The 20442-nt window shown below is 67.1% G+C and carries 22 protein-coding genes; 20 read left to right on the forward strand and 2 right to left on the reverse strand.

The features are described 5' to 3' along the window. A partial coding sequence (ampR, locus tag N5E02_RS15225; RefSeq protein WP_279946447.1) for a LysR family transcriptional regulator AmpR occupies positions 1-811 on the reverse strand: 811 nt, incomplete at its 3' end. Between the two features lie 173 nt (positions 812-984). Between ampR and blaL2 the strand changes: the two genes are divergently transcribed. The 4 genes from blaL2 (at position 985) to N5E02_RS15245 (ending at position 5575) form a co-directional block, all read left to right on the forward strand. Next, positions 985-1899: a L2 family extended-spectrum class A beta-lactamase gene (gene blaL2 / locus N5E02_RS15230; protein ID WP_005418531.1), complete on the forward strand. Its 915-nt coding sequence runs from the start codon at positions 985-987 to the stop codon at positions 1897-1899. Positions 1900-1983: 84 nt separating this feature from the next. Continuing rightward, positions 1984-3213 (forward strand): cation:proton antiporter, encoded by a 1230-nt coding sequence (locus N5E02_RS15235; RefSeq protein WP_065178906.1) that lies wholly within the window; start codon positions 1984-1986, stop codon positions 3211-3213. A 104-nt stretch (positions 3214-3317) separates the two neighbouring features. Next, positions 3318-4874 (forward strand): glycosyltransferase family 39 protein, encoded by a 1557-nt coding sequence (locus N5E02_RS15240; RefSeq protein WP_171955702.1) that lies wholly within the window; start codon positions 3318-3320, stop codon positions 4872-4874. A 59-nt stretch (positions 4875-4933) separates the two neighbouring features. Continuing rightward, the gene (locus tag N5E02_RS15245) at positions 4934-5575 is read left to right on the forward strand and encodes a hypothetical protein (protein ID WP_053501011.1); all 642 of its coding nucleotides are present in this window, start codon (positions 4934-4936) and stop codon (positions 5573-5575) included. A gap of 133 nt (positions 5576-5708) precedes the next feature. Here the strand turns inward: N5E02_RS15245 and N5E02_RS15250 are convergent, their stop codons facing one another. After that, a complete protein-coding gene (locus N5E02_RS15250; protein WP_069139338.1) occupies positions 5709-6455 on the reverse strand; it encodes a DUF3011 domain-containing protein in 747 nt (248 codons plus the stop codon). A gap of 158 nt (positions 6456-6613) precedes the next feature. Between N5E02_RS15250 and aspS the strand changes: the two genes are divergently transcribed. The 16 genes from aspS to N5E02_RS15330 form a co-directional block, all read left to right on the forward strand. Beyond that, a complete protein-coding gene (aspS, locus tag N5E02_RS15255) occupies positions 6614-8365 on the forward strand; it encodes an aspartate--tRNA ligase (RefSeq protein WP_049415340.1) in 1752 nt (583 codons plus the stop codon). Positions 8366-8381: 16 nt separating this feature from the next. After that, complete coding sequence (locus tag N5E02_RS15260) at positions 8382-8699, forward strand: DNA primase (RefSeq protein WP_065178902.1); 318 nt, start codon at positions 8382-8384, stop codon at positions 8697-8699. A 31-nt stretch (positions 8700-8730) separates the two neighbouring features. Next, positions 8731-9252, forward strand: a complete 522-nt coding sequence (locus N5E02_RS15265; RefSeq protein ID WP_279946448.1) for a GNAT family N-acetyltransferase — start codon at positions 8731-8733, stop codon at positions 9250-9252. A gap of 75 nt (positions 9253-9327) precedes the next feature. Continuing rightward, the gene (locus N5E02_RS15270) at positions 9328-9960 is read left to right on the forward strand and encodes an alpha/beta fold hydrolase (RefSeq protein ID WP_032954421.1); all 633 of its coding nucleotides are present in this window, start codon (positions 9328-9330) and stop codon (positions 9958-9960) included. A 175-nt stretch (positions 9961-10135) separates the two neighbouring features. Continuing rightward, entirely contained in the window at positions 10136-10867 is a 732-nt protein-coding gene (locus N5E02_RS15275; protein ID WP_005418519.1) for a YebC/PmpR family DNA-binding transcriptional regulator, read from the forward strand. A gap of 105 nt (positions 10868-10972) precedes the next feature. Beyond that, positions 10973-11494 (forward strand): crossover junction endodeoxyribonuclease RuvC, encoded by a 522-nt coding sequence (ruvC, locus tag N5E02_RS15280; RefSeq protein ID WP_005418518.1) that lies wholly within the window; start codon positions 10973-10975, stop codon positions 11492-11494. 13 nt (positions 11495-11507) lie between these two features. Further along, complete coding sequence (gene ruvA / locus N5E02_RS15285) at positions 11508-12101, forward strand: Holliday junction branch migration protein RuvA (RefSeq protein WP_005418517.1); 594 nt, start codon at positions 11508-11510, stop codon at positions 12099-12101. A 49-nt stretch (positions 12102-12150) separates the two neighbouring features. Beyond that, positions 12151-14070, forward strand: a complete 1920-nt coding sequence (locus N5E02_RS15290) for a potassium transporter Kup (RefSeq protein WP_032954420.1) — start codon at positions 12151-12153, stop codon at positions 14068-14070. Positions 14071-14196: 126 nt separating this feature from the next. Continuing rightward, positions 14197-15237: a Holliday junction branch migration DNA helicase RuvB gene (gene ruvB, locus N5E02_RS15295; RefSeq protein ID WP_005418515.1), complete on the forward strand. Its 1041-nt coding sequence runs from the start codon at positions 14197-14199 to the stop codon at positions 15235-15237. Continuing rightward, positions 15227-15658 (forward strand): tol-pal system-associated acyl-CoA thioesterase, encoded by a 432-nt coding sequence (gene ybgC, locus N5E02_RS15300; protein ID WP_005418514.1) that lies wholly within the window; start codon positions 15227-15229, stop codon positions 15656-15658. Before ruvB ends, ybgC begins: the two co-directional genes overlap by 11 nt. A 10-nt stretch (positions 15659-15668) precedes the next feature. Continuing rightward, positions 15669-16448 (forward strand): protein TolQ, encoded by a 780-nt coding sequence (gene tolQ, locus N5E02_RS15305; RefSeq protein ID WP_005410752.1) that lies wholly within the window; start codon positions 15669-15671, stop codon positions 16446-16448. A gap of 24 nt (positions 16449-16472) precedes the next feature. Beyond that, positions 16473-16901: a protein TolR gene (tolR, locus tag N5E02_RS15310; RefSeq protein ID WP_188248011.1), complete on the forward strand. Its 429-nt coding sequence runs from the start codon at positions 16473-16475 to the stop codon at positions 16899-16901. After that, positions 16891-17946 (forward strand): cell envelope integrity protein TolA, encoded by a 1056-nt coding sequence (gene tolA / locus N5E02_RS15315; RefSeq protein WP_279946450.1) that lies wholly within the window; start codon positions 16891-16893, stop codon positions 17944-17946. Before tolR ends, tolA begins: the two co-directional genes overlap by 11 nt. Before the next feature lie 283 nt (positions 17947-18229). Beyond that, the gene (gene tolB, locus N5E02_RS15320) at positions 18230-19549 is read left to right on the forward strand and encodes a Tol-Pal system beta propeller repeat protein TolB (RefSeq protein ID WP_005418511.1); all 1320 of its coding nucleotides are present in this window, start codon (positions 18230-18232) and stop codon (positions 19547-19549) included. A 64-nt stretch (positions 19550-19613) separates the two neighbouring features. Beyond that, positions 19614-20132: a peptidoglycan-associated lipoprotein Pal gene (gene pal, locus N5E02_RS15325; RefSeq protein WP_005418510.1), complete on the forward strand. Its 519-nt coding sequence runs from the start codon at positions 19614-19616 to the stop codon at positions 20130-20132. A gap of 3 nt (positions 20133-20135) precedes the next feature. Next, positions 20136-20442 (forward strand): YbgF trimerization domain-containing protein (locus N5E02_RS15330; RefSeq protein ID WP_279946451.1); only part of this gene is annotated, 307 nt, incomplete at its 3' end.

Genomic DNA, 20442 nt, shown 5'->3' on the forward strand with positions numbered 1-20442 from the left:
CGCGCGAGCGTAGCCGCGTCAGCCAGTATCGGCCCAGCTCCAGCGTGGTGCCGAACGGCTGCAGCAGGCGGCCTTCGGCCAGTTCCTGCTCGAACATGCGCAGCGGCAGCAAGGCCACGCCGGCACCGCCGGCGGCGGCCATCGCCACCGTCAGCGAGGAATCGAACACCGGCCCACGTGCTTCCACGCCGCTGACGCCGGCCGCCTGCAGCCAGCGCGGCCATTCGTCGCTGCGATAGGAACGCAGCAACGGCAGCGTGGCCAGGTCGCGCGGCTGCTTCAGCCGCCGCGCCAATGCCGGGGCGCACAGCGGCGCGAAGGGCGCATTGAGGATCGCCGTGCAGGCCTGGCCCTGCCAGTCGCCATCACCGAAGCGGATGGCCAGATCCAGCCCCTCGCCGGCCAGGTCGATGCGGTTGTTGTGGGTCTGCAGGCGCAGCTCGATGTCCGGATGCGCGGCCTCGAATGCGGCCAGCCGTGGCAGCAGCCAACCGGTGGCGAAGGTGCCGACCACCCCCAGCGTCAGCACTTCGCGGGCAGGCCCGCCGGTGTAGCGCGCGATGCTGGCCGAGATGCGTTCGAACGATTCGTTGAGCACCGGATACAGTGCTGCGCCTTCATCGGTCAGCGCCACGCCGCGCGGCAGGCGATGGAACAGGCGGATGCCGAGCCGGTCTTCCAGACCCCGGATCTGGTGGCTCAGCGCGGCCTGGCTGACGCACAACTCGAGCGCGGCACGGGTGAAGTTCTGATGGCGGGCGGCGGCTTCAAAAGCACGCAGCGCGTTGAGCGGCAGGGTCGGGTGCAGCATCGGAAAGCCGTGAGCCAGGGTGATGGCTGATCCTACCGTTCAATAAGGAATTTCGTAAATCTCAACAAGTTGATTACGACAGGCATGAGTTCAACTTATGGCTTGCCTTGATTCTTCGCGCTGGTCGGCTGCAGGGGAAGCGCCAATAATCGAGCGGTCACCAGGAGAACCCTATGCTCGCCCGTCGCCGATTCCTGCAGTTCAGTGGTGCTGCCGTTGCTTCCTCGCTGCTTGCCCCGGCGTTGGCGCGAGCTGTTTCCCCATCGTCCGGCATATCCGCCGCGAACGCCGCCATTGCCGGCGCCGCCGATTTCGCCGCGCTGGAGAAAGCCAGCGGTGGCCGTCTGGGCGTCACCGTGCTGAACACCGGTAACGGCCGTCGCATCGGCGGACATCGTCAGGACGAGCGCTTCCCGATGTGCAGCACGTTCAAGTCGATGCTGGTTGCCCATGTGCTGAGCCTTGCCGATGCAGGCCGCGTTTCGCTCGACACACGTGTGCCCATCGCCGAAAAGGATCTGCTGTCCTACGCCCCGGTGGCGCGCCGCCATGTGGGCAAGGACCTGACGGTGCGCGACCTGTGCCGGGGCACGCTGACCACCAGCGACAACACGGCGGCCAACCTGCTGCTGGAGGTGGTGGGCGGGCCGTCGGCGCTGACGGCATTCCTGCGCGGGCAGGGCGACAGCGTTACCCGCAATGACCGCAACGAGCCGGACGTGAATCTGTTCGCGAAGGGAGACCCGCGCGATACCACTAGCCCGGCCGCGATGGCCACCAGCTTGGCCCGCTTCGCGGTGGGCAATGGCCTGCAGCCGGCATCGCGCCAGCAGTTCACTGATTGGCTCATCGACAACCAGACCGGCGATGCCTGCCTGCGCGCCGGGCTGGGCAAGCGCTGGCGGGTGGGGGACAAGACCGGCAGCAACGGTGATGACACGCGCAACGACATTGCCGTGCTGTGGCCGCATGCGGGCGGCGCAGCGTGGGTGGTCACCGCCTATCTGCAGGGCGCGTCGGTCGATGACGATCAGCGCGCAGCGGTGCTTGCACGGGTGGGGGCGCTGGCCGACGCGATGATCGGATGAGGTAACCGGGGTCATTCGAAAATGGCTTGCCGGATCGGTTCAGCGCGCGCATCCTGCGCGCGTTCCAACCCCACGGAAGACCCCATGAGCCATGAACTGATCTACCTGTTGCTGATCTTCGCGCTGCTGGTGATCCCACGCGCGTTGCAGCGTTTCAGCCTGCCTGCCCCGTTGACCTGCCTGCTGTTCGGCATCATCGGCATGCTCTGGCTGGGGGATCAGGCACATGATGCGGTGATCGGACTGCTGGCCACCCTGGGCATTTCCTCGCTGTTCCTGTTCGCCGGCCTGGAAGTGGATCTGCAGGCGCTGCGCCGGGGAATGTGGCCGCTGCTGGCACATCTGGTCATCCGTACCGGCACGCTGTTCGGCGTCGGCTGGTTGGCCTGGCGTTACGCAGGATTGCCGTGGCAGGCCGCCGGGCTGCTGGCGTTGGCGCTGCTGACGCCCTCCACCGGTTTCATCATGGACTCGCTGTCGCGGCTGGGCCTGAGTGAGGACGAACGGTTCTGGGTGACCAGCAAGGCCATCGCCGGTGAGCTGCTGGCGCTGGCTGCCTTGTTCATCGTGCTGCAGGCCGGCGATCCGGGCCACATGGCGCTGTCCAGCCTGGCGCTGCTGGCGATGATGGTCGGCCTGCCGCTGCTGTTCATCGCGCTGGGCCGCTGGGTGGCGCCGCACGCGCCGGGTTCGGAGTTCTCGCTGCTGGTGATGGTCGGCATGGTGGCGGCCTACATCACCTACCTGCTGGGCGTGTATTACCTGGTCGGCGCGTTCATTGCCGGCCTGGTCGCGCGCCTGCTGCACCAGCGCATGCCGCTGCTGGCCTCGCACGAGAACCTGCACGCGCTGCGTCTGTTCGCCTCGTTCTTCGTGCCGTTCTATTTCTTCAACGCGGGCACCAAGGTGCCCAGCGAAGCGTTGAGCTTCGAGGCGCTGGGGCTGGGCATCGTGATCACCCTGGTGGTGCTGCCGCTGCGCATCGGCGTGGTCTGGCTGCAGCGCCGGGTGATGTTCGGCGAGAGCTTCCGCAGCAGCCTGCGGGTCTCGCTGGCGCTGGCCCCGACCCTGATCTTCACCCTGGTGCTGGCGGCGATCATGCGCGAGCGCTTCCAGATACCCGCAGTGCTGTTCGGCGCGCTGCTGCTGTACGCCGCACTGACCACGCTGCTGCCGTCGCTGGTGTTCCGCACGCCGTTCGACGTCGATCCGGTGGAGCAGGAACCGGCGGGCGAGGGCGAGGCCGCACCGGTCGCGGCCACCGAAGTCAGCCACGCCGAGCCGCCGAAGGCGCCGCTGCCACCGCTGGGCTGAGCCGCAGCCGCGTGCAGCGGCTTGCACTCCCGCGCGTCAACACAGACACTGCGCGCCCGTGAAGCGCGCCCTGCCGTGGGCGGCCACAGCCAGGAGCAACAGGCGTGACCCAGGAAAGCAACCCAGACCGCAGCCTGTTGCCGGGCAAGATCCTGTTGTGGTTTTCGGCAATCGCGCTGCTGGTCCTGCTGGGCTGCAGCTGGTCGATGCCCCCGGTCGATGCCTCCGGTTTCCGGCAGACGCAGACTGCCCTGTCGATCGACTGGTTGCTACGTGGCGGGCCCTGGCTGGACTACGTGACCCCGGTGCTGGGCGCGCCCTGGTCGATCCCCTTCGAGTTCCCGTTCTACCAGTGGCTGGCGGCGTTGCTGTCCAGCGTCACCGGCATGAGTGCCGACAACAGCGGGCGGCTGGTCTCCACCGTCTTCCATGCCGGCTGCATCTGGCTGGTCTATCGCACGCTGCTGGCATGGCGCCCTGACCGCACGCTGGCGCTGTGCGTGGCCGGCGCATTCGCCGTCTCACCGTACGCGCAGTTCTGGGGGCGCTCGGTGATGATGGAGTCCAGCGCGGTGTTCTTCGGCCTGCTTTTTGTCTGGGCGATGGCACGCCTGCGCAGCCAGCCGCGCGTGTGGGTGGGCCTGGTCGCCATCGTCGCGGCGGTGCTGTCGGCGGCCATCAAGGTCACCTCGTTCTTCGGCTTTGCCGCGTTCGTTGCGCTGGCCTTCCTGTGGCTGGCCCTGCACGAGCACGGCTGGCGCCCGCGGTGGCTGCAGCAGCATTGGCAGCTGCTGTTCTGGGGTGGTCTGTCCGCGCTTGCCGCGCTGGCCACGCTCAGCCTATGGCTGCAGCATGCCGATGCGCTGAAGGCGCAGTCGGCGCTGGGCCGGCAGATCACCTCCGATGCACTGTCCACCTGGAATTACGGCACCCTGCAGCAGCGCCTGGATCCGGCTACCTGGTGGGGCACGGTGTTCAAGAAGCGCTTCTCCGGTGCGATCGGCTCCAACTGGATCTTCCTGGTCTTCGTCATCGCCGGGCTGTGGCAGAAGCGAACGCGCACGGCGGTGGGGATCCTGCTGCTGGCCTACCTGGCGCCGTTCCTGGTCTTCACCAACCTGCACATCGCCCATCCCTACTACCAGGCGGCCAATATCGTGTTCGCCACGTCGATCATCGGCTTGGTGCTGTGGTCGACGGTGCTGGCGGCCGAAGCGGCGGGCAAGCCGCGCCGTGGCGTTGCACTGGCGATCTTCCTGTGCGTGCTGTCGGTGGGCTTTGGCCTGGTGAAGTCGCTGAAGGACATCAAGGAAGCGCGCGAGCCGACACCGGTTTTGCAGATCGCCGAGGCCATCCGGACCGGCACCCCGGCGCAGGGCGTGGTGGTCGCGTTCGGTCAGGATTGGTCCTCCGAGCTGCCGTATTTCTCCGGCCGCCGCGCCGTGATGATTCCGGACTGGGCATCGGACGACGTGCTCGCATCGCTGGCTGCAGATGACGCAGCACTGGGGGGACTGCCGCTGGCCGCGCTGGTCAGCTGCCCCAACCAGGTGGGCAGCAGCCCCGAGCGCGTGCAATGGCTGGCCGAGATCACCCGCCGCTATGCCGCCGGTGGCCAGAAGCAGGACGTGGGCGGTTGCGAGGTCTGGCTGCACCCCTGACGTGACGTGGCCGGTCAGCGCGGTTTGCGCGCACCGGCCCGGGTCGTTAGGGTTGGGGCATGAGACTGCCTGCCGTTGTTGCCGCTTCCGCCCTCCTGCTCAGCCTCGCTGCCTGCTCGCAGCGTTCCGATACGGTCGCCCATGATCTGGCGACCGCACCGGCCGATGCCTTCATGGCCGCCATCGCCGCGCATTGCGGCCAGGCCTTTGAAGGCCGGGTGGTGGAGGACACGCCGGCGCCGACCGGCAAGGATCCGTTCGCCGGGCAGCGCCTGGTCATGCATGTGCGCGGCTGTGCCGATCCTGCCCATGAATTGCGGATTCCCTTCCATGTGGGGGATGACCACTCGCGCACCTGGGTGCTGACCCGCACCGAAAACGGCCTGCGCCTGAAGCACGATCATCGCCATCAGGATGGCAGCGCGGATGCGATCACCCTCTATGGCGGCGACAGCACGCCACCGGGCACCGCCGAGCGCCAGCAGTTCCCGGCCGACTCCGATTCGGTGGCGATGTTCCGTCGTGCCGACATGCTGGCCTCCACGCACAACACCTGGGCGATGGAGATCGACCCCGACCAGACCTTCGTCTACGAGCTGGGCCGCCCGGACGGCCGCCGCTTCCGCGTGAAGTTCGACCTGAGCAAGCCGGTCGATCTGCCGCCGCCGCCGTGGGGTGACGACAAAGCGCCCGCACCGTGATCGCGGGGTCGGATGCCTCCTGTAAAGCGCTCCGCCCCCGGAAAGACCCCCAGTAGATCCGCGCCATGCGTGGAAGCGGGATACCTGGTCGGGTCAGAGCCCCGGCCGCTGGCCAGGGATCCGACCCCGTAACTCAACGCGTACCGAAGCGCGCCCGGCAACCGTTGCTCACCCACACCTGGCCCCGTGCGTAGCCCCAGCTGCGGCCCTCCTGGCAGGCGCTGCCGGACAGCTGCTGCTGCAGCACCGGCCGGCCCTGGCGCTCATCCCAGTCACAGTTCTGCGTGCGGTTGTTGTTGCTGCTGCAGGTGATGGAGTAGTTGCTGTTGCCGCCGCCCCAGCCACCGCCCCCGCCGCCACCCCATCCGCGAGCTTCGGCGAATTCGGCGCGGCAGCCGTTGCTGACCCACACCGCGCCGTTGCGCACTCCCCAGGTACGGCCTTCGTCGCAGGGGCTGCCGGACAGCTGGCGGACCAGGCGGGCATTGCGCCAGCCGACCGGGCAGCTGCGTTCGCGATTGTTCTGGCTCTCACAGCGGATGGTTTCGCCGGGCCGGCCGTTGTTGCCGCCCCAGCCACCGCCGTTGCCGCCGCCCCAGCCACCACGGGCCTCGACGAATTCGGCGCGGCAGCCGTTGGTGACCCAGATGCTGCCATTGCGGCTGCCCCAGGTGCGGCCCTCGTCGCAGGCGCTGCCGGACAGCTGGCGGACCAGCTGCGCATTGCGCCAGCCTGTGTTGCACACGCGTTCTCGGTTGTTCTGGCTCTCGCAACGGATCACCCCGCTTTGCGCGGCGGCCGGGGCGGAGGGCAGGGCGAGCGTGGCGATGGTGCCCAGGCTCAGGGTCACGGCCAGGCGGGCCAGGGACAGCGGATTCATGGCGGCATCCCATACGGTGGCAGGTGCCTGACTATAGGGAGGGGGATGATCAAGCCGGTGTGACTGGCCGGATTTGCCCCGGCCGGGGCCTCGGCCGCAGAATACGAGGCTTTCCGGCCCCCATCCGGTGCCGGCGTTCTCCAGCGGAGCTTCCCCCAATGCGTACCCACTTCTGCGGCCTGGTCGACGAGACCCTGATTGGCCAGACTGTCACCCTCGCCGGTTGGACCGACGTGGCCCGTAACCAGGGCGGCGTCTGCTTCATCGATCTCCGCGATCATGAAGGCATCGTGCAGGTGACCGTGGAGGTCGACAACGCCGAAGTGTTCGCCGTGGCGGCTTCGCTGGGCTACGAGGACGTGCTGCAGGTGGAGGGCGTCGTGCGCGCCCGCCACGCGGTGAACGACAAGATGCGCACCGGCAAGGTGGAAGTGATCGCCACTGCCATCACTGTGCTGAACAAGGCTGCGCCCCTGCCGTTCCACGCCCACGAGAACCCGGGCGAGGAAACCCGCCTGAAGTACCGCTACCTGGACCTGCGCCGTCCGGAAATGCAGCGCATGCAGCGCACCCGCATCAAGCTGGTGCAGGCCCTGCGCCGCCACCTGGACGAGAAGGGCTTCCAGGACATCGAGACCCCGATCCTGACCAAGGCCACCCCGGAAGGCGCGCGCGACTTCCTGGTGCCGGCGCGCATGCACCCGGGCGAGTTCTACGCCCTGCCGCAGAGCCCGCAGCTGTTCAAGCAGATCCTGATGGTGGCCGGCTTCGACCGTTACTACCAGATCGCGCGCTGCTTCCGCGACGAAGCGCTGCGTGCCGACCGCCAGCTGGAATTCACCCAGCTGGACATGGAATTCGCCTTCGTGCGCGAGCGCGACGTGCAGGACTTCGTCGAAGACATGATCCGCGCCATCTTCAAGGAAGTGGTCGACGTCCAGCTGGATGCCAGCTTCCCGCGCATGACCTGGGCCGAGGCGATGCGTCGCTACGGTTCGGACAAGCCGGACCTGCGCATCGCGCTGGAGCTGGTCGACGTGGCTGAACTGGTCAAGGACAGCGAGTTTGCAGTGTTCACCGGCCCAGCCAACGATGCCGAAGGCCGCGTCGCCGCGCTGCGCATCCCGGGCGGTGCAGCGCTGAGCCGCAAGCAGATCGACGAGTACGCCGCGCACGCTGCCAAGTACGGCGCCAAGGGCCTGGCCTACATCAAGATCGCCGACAACGGCGAGGTCAGCTCGCCGATCCAGAAGTTCTTCAGCGAGGCCTCCTTCGCTGCGCTGGTCGCCCATGTTGGCGCCGGCAACGGCGACATCGTGTTCTTCGGTGCCGGTGGCTACAACAAGGTCTCCGACTTCATGGGCGCGCTGCGCCTGAAGGCCGGCAAGGACTTCGGCCTGGTCGCCGATGGCTGGGCGCCGCTGTGGGTCACCGACTTCCCGATGTTCGAATGGGACGAGGAAGAACAGCGCTACGTCGCGCTGCATCACCCCTTCACCGCACCGGCCGTGGATGACATCGCCGATCTGCGCGCCAACGCCCGTACCGCCGTCTCGCGCGGTTACGACATGGTGCTCAACGGCAATGAAATCGGCGGCGGTTCGATCCGTATCCACCGTCCGGACATGCAGAGCGCAGTGTTCGAGCTGCTCGGCATCGGTGCCGAAGAAGCCCGTGCCAAGTTCGGCTTCCTGCTCGACGCGCTGAACTACGGCGCGCCGCCGCACGGTGGCATCGCCTTCGGCATCGACCGCATCGCCGCGCTGATGGCCGGCACCGAGTCGATCCGCGACGTCATCCCGTTCCCGAAGACCACCGGTGCACAGGATCTGATGACCGACGCGCCGTCGCCGATCGTCGACGCGCAGCTGGCCGAAGTGCACATCCAGGTTCGCCCCAAGACCAACTGATCAGGAGATCCAGGCAATGACCGAGTTTGCGTTTTCGCTGGAGTGGGAAAAGCTGGGCAATGAAGGCTCCGAGGCCAACCTGGTCACCGAGCGTGCACGCGTGTTCGGTGGTTGGCTGGTCCGCGTTGGTACCAGCCCGGCGGCGATGGCCCTGACCTTCGTCGCCGACGGCGAAGGCCGTTGGGACGGTGAAGACTTCGGCGTCGAGGATTACGAGGACGACGAAGAGGAAGAGTACGAAGAGGACGAGGAAGGCGAGGAAGAAGAGGACGAGGACGAAGAGGAGTACGAGGAAGAGGACGAGGAAGAAGAGGAGTCGCCTGAAAAGGCTTGACCCCCGCTTCGCCCTGGCGTCAACTTCCTGCATGTATTCGATCCGCCGCGCCACTGTGGACGATGCGCCGACCCTGTCGGCGCTGGCCGCCCGCACATTCACCGAAACCTTCGGCCATCTGTACCCGCCGCAGGACCTGCAGGCCTTCCTGGAGGAGGCCTACACGGTCGAGCGCCAGCGCGTGATCCTGGCCCACCCCGATTACGCGGTGTGGCTGCTGGAACTGGATGGGGAAGCGGTCGGCCATGCCGCCGCCGGCCCCTGTGGCCTGTCGCATCCGGATGTGAAACCCGGTGACGGCGAACTCAAGCGCTTGTACCTGATCAAGACGCAGCAGAGCTGCGGCTGGGGCAGCCGCCTGCTGGAAACCGCGCTGGCCTGGCTGGAGCGCGAAGGCCCGCGCACGCTGTGGCTGGGCGTGTGGTCGGAGAACTTCGGCGCGCAACGCTTCTACGCCCGCTATGGTTTCGAGAAGGCCGGCGAGTACCTGTTCCCGGTTGGCGATACCAACGATCTTGAATTCATCCTGCGCCGCGCACCGCGCGCGGCCTGACGTTCACCGCCGCTTGCTGCGCGCGCGTGTTCAATCACCTCACGTTCCTGCCCCGCTGACCGCCAGGCTGTTTGCATGACTCCCCCCGTATTGCTGCTGCATGGCATCTGGAATGCCCGCGCCTGGGTCGGGCCGCTGGCCTGGCGCCTGCGCGCGCGTGGTTTCCAGGTGCATGCGTTCGGTTACTCCTCGGTGTTCGGTGGTCCCGACGTGGCGGTGCCCCAGCTGCTGGAACGGTTGGCCGACGCCGGGCCGTTGTCGCTGGTCGGCCACAGCCTGGGCGGGTTGCTGGCGCTGGAAGCGCTGCGGCGCAATCCGCAGCTGCCGGTGCAGCGGGTGGTCTGCCTGGGTTCACCGCTGCGCGGCAGTGGCACCGCACGCTCGTTGTCCGAGCACGGCTGGGGCCTGGCGCTGGGACGCAGCAGCGAGCTGCTGCTCGATGGCCTGCCGGACTGGCAGGGCAGGGCCGAGGTTGGCCTGATTGCCGGCTCGGTGCCGCACGGGCTGGGCAGCCTGCTGGGTGCCATCGACGATGCCTCCGATGGCACCGTGGCACTGGCCGAGACCCGGCTGCCGGGCCTGGCCGACCATTGCGTGGTCCGCACCAGCCACAGCGGCCTGGTGGTGTCGCCCGACGCCGCGCGGCAGACCGCGCATTTCCTGCGTCATGGCAAGTTCGACCACAGCCGCGACGCGGCGGCGGCATAGGGGCGGGAAGGCAGGGCCGCCCTGTAGAGCCGAGCCCATGCTCGGCTGCATTCCGTCGGGCCCATTGAGCCGAGCATTGGCTCGGCTCTACAACAATACGGGCCTAGACACGGTTGCAGCGCCCGATCAGGTAGAATCCGCGCCTTGATCCTGAAGCAGCCAGACGGTAGCACCCATGGGTAGAGGCCCCTCCATCGAAGCCCGCAAGAACGCGTCCGACGCGAAGCGCGGCAAGATTTTCACCAAGATCATCCGCGAGATCGGCGTTGCCGCGCGCGGCGGTGGAGGCGACCCCAACAACAATCCGCGCCTGCGCGTGGCCGTGGACAAAGGCCTGGCCGTGAACATGTCCAAGGACGTGATCGAGCGTGCCATCAAGAAGGCGACCGGTGAGCTGGAAGGCGTCGACTACGAGGAAGTCCGCTACGAGGGCTACGCCCCGGGTGGCGTGGCCGTGATCGTCGACTGCCTGACCGACAATCGCGTGCGCACTGTGGCCGACGTCCGCCATGCGTTCAGCAAGTGCGGTGGCAACATGGGCACCGAGGGCTCGGTGGCCTTCATGTTCAAGCGCCTGGGCGTGCTCAGCTTCGCCGCAGGGGCCGACGAGGAAGCCATCACCGAAGCGGCCATTGAGGCCGGTGCCGATGACATCGTGGTCTACCCCGATGACGGCTCGATCGATGTGGTCACCAGCCCTGACGCGTTCAACGCGGTGAAGGATGCGATGGCCGCCGCCGGCCATGTCGCCGACCACGCCGAGATCACCTTCCGCGCGGACAACGACATCAAGGTTGAAGGCGACGTCGCCCTGCAGGTCAAGAAGCTGCTGGACATGCTCGAAGACCTGGACGACGTGCAGGACGTGTATTCCAACGCCGAACTCGGCGCCGACGCCTACGCCTGAGCCGTCTTCGACGGCCTGGGCGCGGGCCGTTGAACGGTCACCGCGGACAGTCATGAGCCCCTACGCCTGCCAGCGCATCCCGTTCCGCCCCGCCAGGAGTGCAGCATGACCCGCATCCTCGGCATCGACCCCGGTTCGCAGCGGACCGGGGTCGGCATCATCGATGTCGATGCCGCCGGCCGCGTCACCTACGTGCACCACCAGCCACTGGTGCTGCTGGGCGCCGACGACTTCCCGCAGCGCATGAAGCTGCTGGTGCTGGGCCTGGCCGACCTGTGCCGCGAGTACCAGCCGCAGGAAGTGGCCATTGAAAAGGTGTTCATGGCCCGTAATCCCGATTCGGCGCTGAAGCTGGGCCAGGCCCGGGGCGCGGCGATCTCGGCCGTGGTGCTGCGCGACCTGCCGGTGCACGAATACGCCGCCAGCGAGATCAAGCTCGCCGTGGTTGGCCGTGGTGGCGCCGAAAAGCAACAGGTTCAACACATGGTCGGGCTCATGCTCAACCTGAAAACCAAGCTGCAGGCCGACGCGGCCGACGCGTTGGCGGTGGCGATCACCCATGCCCACGTACGGGCAACGGCCAACCGCCTGGGGCTCAGTGCCCGCCAGGCGTGGGGCCGCAAATGAGGAGCTGCACGCAATGATCGGTCGACTGCGCGGCATCGTCGCCTACAAGGCGCCGCCGTGGCTGGTGGTGGACGTGAACGGGGTGGGCTACGAACTGGAGGCGCCGATGAGCACCTTCTACGACCTGCCCGAGCTCGGCCGCGAGGTCACGCTGTACACCCACTACGCGCAGAAGGAAGACAGCGTTTCGCTGTACGGCTTCCTGCGCGAGGGGGAGCGGCGCCTGTTCCGCGACGTGCAGAAGGTCAGTGGCATTGGCGCGAAGATCGCGCTGGCGGTGCTGTCCGGCGTTTCCGTCGAGGAGTTCGCGCGCATGGTCCAGGCCGGTGACATCACCGCGCTGACCCGCATTCCCGGCATCGGCAAGAAGACTGCCGAGCGCATGGTGCTGGAACTGCGTGACCGTGCCGCCCAGTTCGGTGCCGGCGGCGCGCTGCCCACCGGCAGCGGCCCGGCCCCGGCCGACCCGCTGTCCGATGCCACCGTGGCCCTGCAGCAGCTGGGCTACAAGCCGGCCGAAGCGGCACGCATGGCCCGCGACGCCTTCAATGAAGGCGACGAGGTAGCCACCGTGATCCGCAAGGCGCTGCAGTCGGCGCTGCGCTGAGCCGCGTCCCTTTCCTTCAACGAACCGCCTGAGCATCGCCAGGAGTCCCATGTCCAGCAGTCAAACCCCGCACGCAGCTGCCCCCGGCAGCCACGGTCACGCCCCTCCAGCAGGAGGCATGGCGCTGATCATCGGTGCGATCGGCGTGGTGTTCGGCGATATCGGTACCAGCCCGCTGTACACGCTGAAGGAGGCGTTCTCGCCACACTACGGGCTCAACAGCGACCATGACACCGTGCTGGGCGTGCTGTCGCTGGCGTTCTGGGCGCTGAACATCGTGGTCACGCTGAAGTACGTGACCATCATCATGCGCGCCGACAACGACGGCGAGGGCGGCATCATGGCGCTGATGGCGTTGACCCAGCGCACGCTGCGCAACGGCTCGCGCTCGGCCTACGTGGTTGGCATCCTCGGCATTTTCGGTGCCTCGCTGTTCTTCGGCGACGGCGTGATCACCCCGGCGATATCGGTGCTGGGTGCGGTGGAGGGCCTGGAGGTGGCCGCGCCGGGCCTGCATGCCTTCATCGTGCCGATCACGGTGGTGGTGCTGTTGATGGTGTTTGCGGCGCAGCGCTTCGGTACCGAGAAGATCGGCAAGGCCTTCGGCCCCATCACCTCGGTCTGGTTCATCTCGCTGGCGGCGATCGGCATCTACAACATCGTCGATGCGCCGGAAGTGCTCAAGGCGTTCAACCCCTGGTGGGCGATCCGCTTCTTCATGGAGCACAGCTGGCATGGGATCTTCATCCTCGGCGCAGTGGTGCTGGCGGTGACCGGTGGCGAGGCGCTTTACGCCGACATGGGCCACTTCGGCGCCAAACCCATCCGCCACGCCTGGTATTTCTTCGTGCTGCCGTGCCTGGTGCTGAACTACCTGGGGCAGGGCGCACTGGTGCTCAACCACCCCGAGGCGCTGAAAAACCCGTTCTTCGAGGCGGTGCCGCCGTGGGCGCTGTACCCGATGATCATCCTGGCCACCATGGCGGCGGTGATTGCCTCGCAGTCGGTCATCACCGGTGCGTTCTCGGTCTCGCGTCAGGCGATGCAGCTGGGCTACATCCCGCGCATGCGCATCAAGCACACCTCGCACGACACCATCGGCCAGATCTACATCCCAGGCATCAACTGGGGCATCGCGGTAATGGTGATCGGCCTGGTGCTGGCCTTCCGCAGCTCGTCCAACCTGGCAGTGGCCTACGGCATCTCGGTGTCGGCCACCATGCTGATCGACACCCTGCTGCTGGCCCTGGTGGCCCGGTCGCTGTGGCCGAAGGCGCGCAAGTGGATCCTGCCGCTGTGCGTGGTGTTCTTCATCATCGACCTCGGCTTCGTCATCGCCAATGGTGCCAAGCTGCTTCAGGGCGCCTGGTTCCCGGTGGTACTGGGCATCTTCCTGTTCACCATGATGCGGACCTGGCGCCGTGGCCGCGAGCTGCTGCGCGATGAGATCCGCAAGGACGGCATCCGCCTCGATACCTTCCTGCCTGGGCTGATGCTGGCACCGCCGGTGCGCGTGCCGGGCACTGCAGTGTTCCTCACCGCCGACCCGACCGTGGCCCCGCATGCGCTGATGCACAACCTCAAGCACAACAAGGTGCTGCACGAGCGCAACGTGTTCCTGCACGTGGAGACCCTGCCGATCCCGTATGCGATGGAAGGGCAGCGGTTGAAGATCGAATCGGTGGGCGACGAGTTCTACCGCGTCTACGTGCGCTTCGGCTTCATGGAGACCCCGGACGTGCCACTGGCGCTGATGCGCTCGTGCGACCACGGTGGCATCTACTTCGACCCGATGGACACCACCTTCTTCGCCAGCCGCGAAACCATCGTGGCCACCGCCAACCGCGGCATGCCGATCTGGCGCGACAAGCTGTTCGCGCTGATGCACCGGAACGCCGCGCCGGCCACGGGCTTCTTCCGCATTCCCGGCAACCGCCTGGTCGAACTCGGGGCCCAGGTCGAGATCTGAGGTCTGGTAGTGCCGGCCGCTGGCCGGCATCCGCCGCACCACCGGTGTTCATGGGGTTGCCGGCCAGCGGCCGGCACTACCGTGCTTCCGGCCCCGGAATGCAACCATTTACCGCATAATCACGGTATGACCGACGACCGCATCATCGGCGCCGGCGCCACCCGCGAGGATGACGCCGCCGACGCCAGCATCCGCCCCAAGCGCCTGGCCGACTATCTCGGCCAGGCCCCGGTGCGCGAGCAGATGGAGATCTACATCGAAGCGGCCAAGGGGCGTGGCGACGCGCTCGACCACGTGCTGATCTTCGGGCCGCCCGGCCTGGGCAAGACCACGCTCAGCCACGTCATCGCCAACGAACTGGGCGTGGCCCTGCGGGTGACCTCCGGCCCGGTGATCGAGAAGGCCGGCGACCTCGCCGCACTGCTGACCAACCTGCAGCCGCACGACGTGCTGTTCGTGGACGAGATCCACCGCCTGTCGCCAGTGGTCGAGGAAGTGCTGTACCCGGCGATGGAAGACTTCCAGATCGACATCATGATCGGTGAGGGCCCCGCGGCCCGTTCGATCAAGATCGACCTGCCGCCGTTCACCCTGATCGGTGCCACCACCCGCGCCGGCCTGCTGACCGCGCCGCTGCGCGACCGCTTCGGCATCGTCCAGCGCCTGGAGTTCTACAGCGTCGAAGAGCTGACCCGGATCGTGCGCCGCTCGGCCACCATCCTCGGCATCGACTGCACCGCCGATGGCGCCGGCGAGATCGCGCGCCGCGCGCGCGGCACCCCGCGTATCGCCAACCGCCTGCTGCGCCGCGTGCGCGATTATGCGCAGGTGAAGGCGGGCGGCCACATCGACGAGGCCGTGGCACAGGCCGCGATGAAAATGCTCAAGGTTGATCCGGAGGGCTTCGACGAGCTCGACCGGCGCCTGCTCAAGACCCTGGTCGACTACTTCGACGGCGGCCCGGTCGGCATCGAATCGCTGGCCGCGGCGCTGTCCGAAGAGCGCGGCACGCTGGAAGACGTGGTCGAGCCGTACCTGATCCAGCAGGGCTTCCTGGTGCGCACCGCGCGCGGCCGCATGGCCACCCACAAGGCCTACCGGCACATGGGCCTGAAGCCGAAGAACCCGCCGCAGGACCTGTTCGCGGAGGTTCCCGATGTCGGTTGAGCCACTATTCAGTTGGCCGACACGCATTTACTGGGAAGATACCGACGCAGGCGGCGTGGTCTACCACGCCCGCTACGTCGCCTTCATGGAACGGGCACGGACCGAATGGATGCGTGCGCTCGGCTACGGCCAGGAGCGCATGCGCGCCGAGCACGGGATGGTCTTCGCAGTGCGTTCGATGCAGATGGATTTCATCAGGCCGGCACGGCTGGATGACACCCTGCAGGTGAGCGCCCGCTTGGTCCAGCTGAAGAAGGCCAGCATGGTCTTCGACCAGCAGATCCTGCGCGACGGCGAGCTGCTGCTGTCGGCCCAGGTCCGCATCGCCGCACTGGAAGCGGCCAGTTTCCGCCCGCGTGGCATGGACGAGGCCGTCCTTGCCATGCTGCAACCCCACCTCCACCCCGAATCCGAACACTGAGGAACAACGGATGATCGCAACGCTCCTGGCCCTGCAGGCCACGGTCACCGAGGCACTGCCGGCCGACGTCAGCAACGCCGCGACACAGACCCTTGCCCAGGCCACCACCGGCGGCGGCATCAACTACCTCGAGCTGATGGCCAAGGCCAGCCTGCCGGTGAAGATCATCGTGCTGCTGCTGCTGGTCGGCTCGTTCGTCAGCTGGGTGATCATTTTCCGCAAAGCCCGCGTGTTCAAGCAGGCCACCCGCGAAGCCGACGAGTTCGAGAACCGTTTCTGGTCCGGCGCCGACCTGGGCAAGCTGTACAGCGCCGCCACCGACCGCAGCCGCAGCGTGACCGGCCTGGAAGCCATCTTCGAAGCCGGTTTCCGCGAGTACACCCGCCTGCGCGACAAGCGCCGCCTGGATGGCCGTGCGCAGCTGGAAGGCGCGCAGCGTGCCATGCGCACCACCTACACCCGCGAAGTGGACCAGCTTGAGCGCAACCTGGAACTGCTGGCCAACATCGGTTCGACTGCCCCGTACGTGGGCCTGGTCGGTACCGTGTTCGGCATCATGGTGACCATGCACGACATGATCAGCAGCGGTGCGCAGGCCGGTATCGCCGCCGTCGCGCCAGGTATCTCCGAAGCCCTGTTCGCCACCGCCATCGGCCTGTTCGTGGCGATCCCGGCGGTGTGGGCCTACAACCGCTTCACCACCCGCGTGGAGCGCATGTCGGTGCGGTTCGAGACCTTCGCCGAAGAGTTCAGCTCCATCCTGCAGCGCCAGAGCGCTGGCGACGAGTAAGCGCCTGACCCGGGAGTCCAAGCCATGTCCGCTGCCATCGGTCGCCGCAAGCGCCGCAAGCTGAAATCGGAAATCAACGTCGTTCCCTACATCGACGTCATGCTGGTGCTGCTGATCATCTTCATGGTCACCGCGCCGCTGCTCACCCTGAGCTTCGACGTCGACCTGCCGCAATCCAACGCCAAGGCGCTGGAAAGCAAGCAGGACCCGGTGATCGTCTCGGTGCGCCAGGACGGCCAGCTCAGCCTGAAGCTGCCCGATGCCAAGGAACCGACCGCCGTGTCGGCCGAGGAACTGGAAGGCCGCCTGGCCGGCATCGCCGCCCAGGACAAGGGCATGCGCGTGATCGTCGCCGCCGACCGTACCGTGGCCTATGAAAAGGTCATCGCCGCGATGGATGTGATCAAGCGCGCCAAGGTAGACAAGGTAGGCCTGGCCACCGATGCACGCTGACGCCCTGCCACCTCCACAGCAGCGCGAGCCCGGCTGGGGCCTGCCCCTGGCGCTGGCGTTGCTGGTGCACCTGCTGGTCGCGCTGGTCTTCATCGTGGCCTGGTTCTGGTCGCCCGAGCGCAACACCGACGCCGCCGCCGGTGATCCGTCGGTGGAGGCCAGCCTGGCCCTGTCCGCGTCCGAGGCGTCCGCCGCCCGCCAGGCCCTGCGCCAGTCCGAAAAGCTGGAGGACCTGCCGCCGCCGGTGGCCGAGTCGGTTCCGGTGCCGGAAGACACCATTCCGCCGCCACAGCCGATTCCCGAGCCGCGCCCACAGGACGCCCCCACGCCGCAGCAGCAACAGGCACAGGAGCGCGTCGCGCAGCCGGATACCAAGGACCAGGAAGCAGTGAGCGCGCTGGCCATCTCGCAGGAGAAGGCGAAACAGGAGCAGGAAGCCAAGCGCCGCCAGGAGCAGATCGACCTGACCGAACGCAAGCGCCAGGAAGAGGCCGAGCAGAAGCTGCGCCTGGCCAAGCAGCAGGAAGAAGACGCGAAGAAGAAGCTGGCCGATCAGGCGCGTCAGGCCGCGGACAAGGCCGAGGCCGAGAAGCAGAAGAAGATCGCCGAGATCCGTGCCCGTCGTGAGCAGGCCGAGAAGGAAGCCAAGCTGGCCGAGCAGAAGCTGCGCCAGGTGGCTGCTGCGCGCAATGCCGCCGGCAGTGCCGCAGCCGGTTCCAGCGGTGCGTCCCAGCCAGCTGCCGGTGGTGGTGGCAACAGCGATGATCTTTCGGCCAAGTACGCCGCGGCGATCCAGGCCAAGGTGCTGTCGCAGTGGGTGCGCCCGGATACGGTGCCGCTGGGCCAGCGCTGCCAGATCACCATCACCCAGATTCCGGGTGGCACGGTGATGCAGGCCAAGGTCAGCCCGAACTGCCCCTACGACGAGGCCGGCAAGCGTTCGATCGAGGCCGCCGTGCTCAACGCGCAGCCCCTGCCGTACCGTGGCTTCGAGTCCGTGTTCGCACGCACGCTCAACTTCACCTTTACCGCCCAGGATCGCTGAGGCGGGCAGGGCAGGGGGGGCTCGGGCCACTCCTGCCCACGGTTGTCGCGCTTGCCTCTGGTGTGCTCGGTTTCGACCGGGCAGGCTGTGGGCTGCTGTCGAACGCCGTCCTCCGGGGCGGCGTGACCAGGGCAGACGGTGCGATGTTAGCCACGACGTTAACGGTGCGTGAGAAGACGGGCTGGAACTGACCCGGAATTCACGTACCCTTGGTTCATGATTGCGAAGCGGTTCACTCCCGCTTTGTTATCCCTCGTTCCGGTTTCCCCTTATTGAGCGCTCCATGAAAAAGATGCCTCGCTGGCTTGCCGTGTTTGCGGCCCTGTTGCTGCCCTTTGCTGCCGTCGCGCAGCAGAAGGGGCTGGATATCGACATCATCGGCGGCAATGCCTCCGCGCTGCCGATCACCATCGTGCCGATGCCCTATCAGGGTTCGTCGGCCGCTCCGCAGACCGACGTCGCCGGCGTGGTCCGTGCCGATCTGGAGCGTTCGGGCCAGTTCCGCACGCTGCCGGAAGCGCAGATCGTCGAGAAGCCCGTGCGGGGAGGGGATATCCAGTTCGCGACCTGGCGCGCGCTGAAGCAGAACTACATCGTGGTCGGCCGCGTGCTTGATGCCGGTGCCGGTGCCTACCGCGTCGAGTACGAACTGTTCGACGTGCCCAAGGGCGAGCGCCTGCTGGGCCTGGCGATGACCGCCCGTGGCAATGCCATGCGCGACGTTGCCCACCAGATGGCCGACGCCATCTACGAAAAGATCACCGGTGTGCGCGGCGCCTTCTGGACCCGCATCGCCTACGTGACCGCCAGTGGCAAGGGCGACGCCATGCGCTACGCGCTGATGGTGGCCGATTCCGATGGCTTCAACCCGCAGACCATCGTGCGCTCGGCCGAGCCGCTGCTGTCGCCGTCGTGGAGTCCGGATGGCAGCAAGCTGGCCTACGTCAGCTTCGAGCGTGGCAATTCGGCCATCTACATCCAGAACATCGGTACCGGTGCGCGCGAGCTGGTCACCAGCTTCCGCGGCATCAACAGCGCCCCGGCGTTCTCGCCGGACGGCCGCAAGCTGGCCCTGACCCTGTCGCGCTCCGGTAACCCGGAAATCTACGTGATGGACCTGGGCAGCAAGCAGCTGACCCAGCTGACCAACCACTTCGCCATCGATACCGAGCCGACTTGGGCACCGGACGGCAGCGCGGTGTACTTCACCTCCGATCGCGGCGGCCGTCCGCAGGTCTACAAGGTCGGTGCCGGCGGCGGCAGCGCCGAGCGCGTCACCTTCCAGGGCAACTACAATGCCAAGCCGTCGGTGTCCTACGATGGCAAGAAGATCGCCGTCGCCCAGGGCTCGGGCAACAGCTACAAGATCGCGATGATGGACAGCTCGCTGGGCTCGCCGCGCTGGAGCACGCTGTCCCCGGGTTCGCTGGATGAATCGCCGAGCTTTGCGCCCAACGCAAGCATGGTGCTGTACGCCGCCCGCGAAGGTGGCCGTGGTGTGTTGTATGCCGTTTCGGCCGATGCGCGGGTTCGCCAGCGGCTGGTCCTGGCTGACGGTGATGTGCGCGAACCGGCATGGTCCCCATACCGTACCCAGCGCTAAAAGAGTGTTAATATTTTCGTTGTCTTGAACCCCTCATCGGCTTAGGAGCCACAAAGGTATCGCCATGAACAAGTCCACCCGCGTTCTGCTTGTTTCCCTGCTGTCTGTGGCCGTCCTGGCCGGTTGCTCGAAGAAGGTGAAGGAAGAGCCGGCAGCCCCGGTCGACACCGGCACCTCGACCACCACCCCGACCGGTCCGTCGACCTCCGGCCTGTACGGCCCGGGCGACCTGGACACCGACGCCTGCCTGCGCCAGCGCGTTGTCTACTTCGACCTGGACAAGGAAGACGTGAAGCCGGAATTCCAGGCCATCATGGCGTGCCACGCCAAGTACCTGCGTGACCGTCCGTCCTCGCGCATCACCCTGCAGGGCCACACCGACGAGCGCGGTTCGCGCGCGTACAACCAGGCCCTGGGCGAGCGTCGTGGCAACGGCGTCAGCTCGGCCCTGCAGGCCAACGGTGGTTCGGCTTCGCAGCTGACCGTCGTGTCCTACGGTGAAGAGCGTCCGGTCTGCACCGAGTCGAACGAGTCGTGCTGGTCGCAGAACCGTCGCGTCGAAATCGTCTACACCGCGCAGTAATCCATGCGCATTGGCATCAAACTGATGCTGGTCGTTGCGGCAGCCCTCGTGGCTGCCGCACCGGCGCACGCACAGCGACAGAGCCTGGCTGACCGTGTCGGCGCGCTCGAGCAGCAGATGTACAACAACAGTGCCAACCAGGACCTGTTGAACCAGATCAATCAGCTGCGGCAGCAGGTCACCAGCCTGCAGGCCTCGATCGAGCAGTTGCAGCATGACAACGCCCAGCTCAAGCAGTCCGCCCAGGACCAGTACCTGGATCTGGACAGCCGCCTGAACCGGTTGGAAGGGGGCAACGCCGCCCCGGCCC

Origin of the sequence: Stenotrophomonas sp. GD03777 (assembly GCF_029842485.1) — a bacterium.
Taxonomy (GTDB): domain Bacteria; phylum Pseudomonadota; class Gammaproteobacteria; order Xanthomonadales; family Xanthomonadaceae; genus Stenotrophomonas; species Stenotrophomonas sepilia.

Coding starts and splice junctions, on each gene's coding strand:
- ruvB (WP_005418515.1), top strand. CDS start 14,197: ATGACCGACGACCGCATCATCGGCGCCGGCGCCACCCGCGAGGATGAC.
- N5E02_RS15275 (WP_005418519.1), top strand. CDS start 10,136: ATGGGTAGAGGCCCCTCCATCGAAGCCCGCAAGAACGCGTCCGACGCG.
- N5E02_RS15250 (WP_069139338.1), bottom strand. CDS start 6,455: ATGAATCCGCTGTCCCTGGCCCGCCTGGCCGTGACCCTGAGCCTGGGC.
- ruvA (WP_005418517.1), top strand. CDS start 11,508: ATGATCGGTCGACTGCGCGGCATCGTCGCCTACAAGGCGCCGCCGTGG.
- tolQ (WP_005410752.1), top strand. CDS start 15,669: ATGATCGCAACGCTCCTGGCCCTGCAGGCCACGGTCACCGAGGCACTG.
- N5E02_RS15245 (WP_053501011.1), top strand. CDS start 4,934: ATGAGACTGCCTGCCGTTGTTGCCGCTTCCGCCCTCCTGCTCAGCCTC.
- tolB (WP_005418511.1), top strand. CDS start 18,230: ATGAAAAAGATGCCTCGCTGGCTTGCCGTGTTTGCGGCCCTGTTGCTG.
- tolA (WP_279946450.1), top strand. CDS start 16,891: ATGCACGCTGACGCCCTGCCACCTCCACAGCAGCGCGAGCCCGGCTGG.
- N5E02_RS15290 (WP_032954420.1), top strand. CDS start 12,151: ATGTCCAGCAGTCAAACCCCGCACGCAGCTGCCCCCGGCAGCCACGGT.
- ruvC (WP_005418518.1), top strand. CDS start 10,973: ATGACCCGCATCCTCGGCATCGACCCCGGTTCGCAGCGGACCGGGGTC.
- blaL2 (WP_005418531.1), top strand. CDS start 985: ATGCTCGCCCGTCGCCGATTCCTGCAGTTCAGTGGTGCTGCCGTTGCT.
- N5E02_RS15260 (WP_065178902.1), top strand. CDS start 8,382: ATGACCGAGTTTGCGTTTTCGCTGGAGTGGGAAAAGCTGGGCAATGAA.
- N5E02_RS15270 (WP_032954421.1), top strand. CDS start 9,328: ATGACTCCCCCCGTATTGCTGCTGCATGGCATCTGGAATGCCCGCGCC.
- ybgC (WP_005418514.1), top strand. CDS start 15,227: ATGTCGGTTGAGCCACTATTCAGTTGGCCGACACGCATTTACTGGGAA.
- pal (WP_005418510.1), top strand. CDS start 19,614: ATGAACAAGTCCACCCGCGTTCTGCTTGTTTCCCTGCTGTCTGTGGCC.
- tolR (WP_188248011.1), top strand. CDS start 16,473: ATGTCCGCTGCCATCGGTCGCCGCAAGCGCCGCAAGCTGAAATCGGAA.
- aspS (WP_049415340.1), top strand. CDS start 6,614: ATGCGTACCCACTTCTGCGGCCTGGTCGACGAGACCCTGATTGGCCAG.
- N5E02_RS15235 (WP_065178906.1), top strand. CDS start 1,984: ATGAGCCATGAACTGATCTACCTGTTGCTGATCTTCGCGCTGCTGGTG.
- N5E02_RS15265 (WP_279946448.1), top strand. CDS start 8,731: ATGTATTCGATCCGCCGCGCCACTGTGGACGATGCGCCGACCCTGTCG.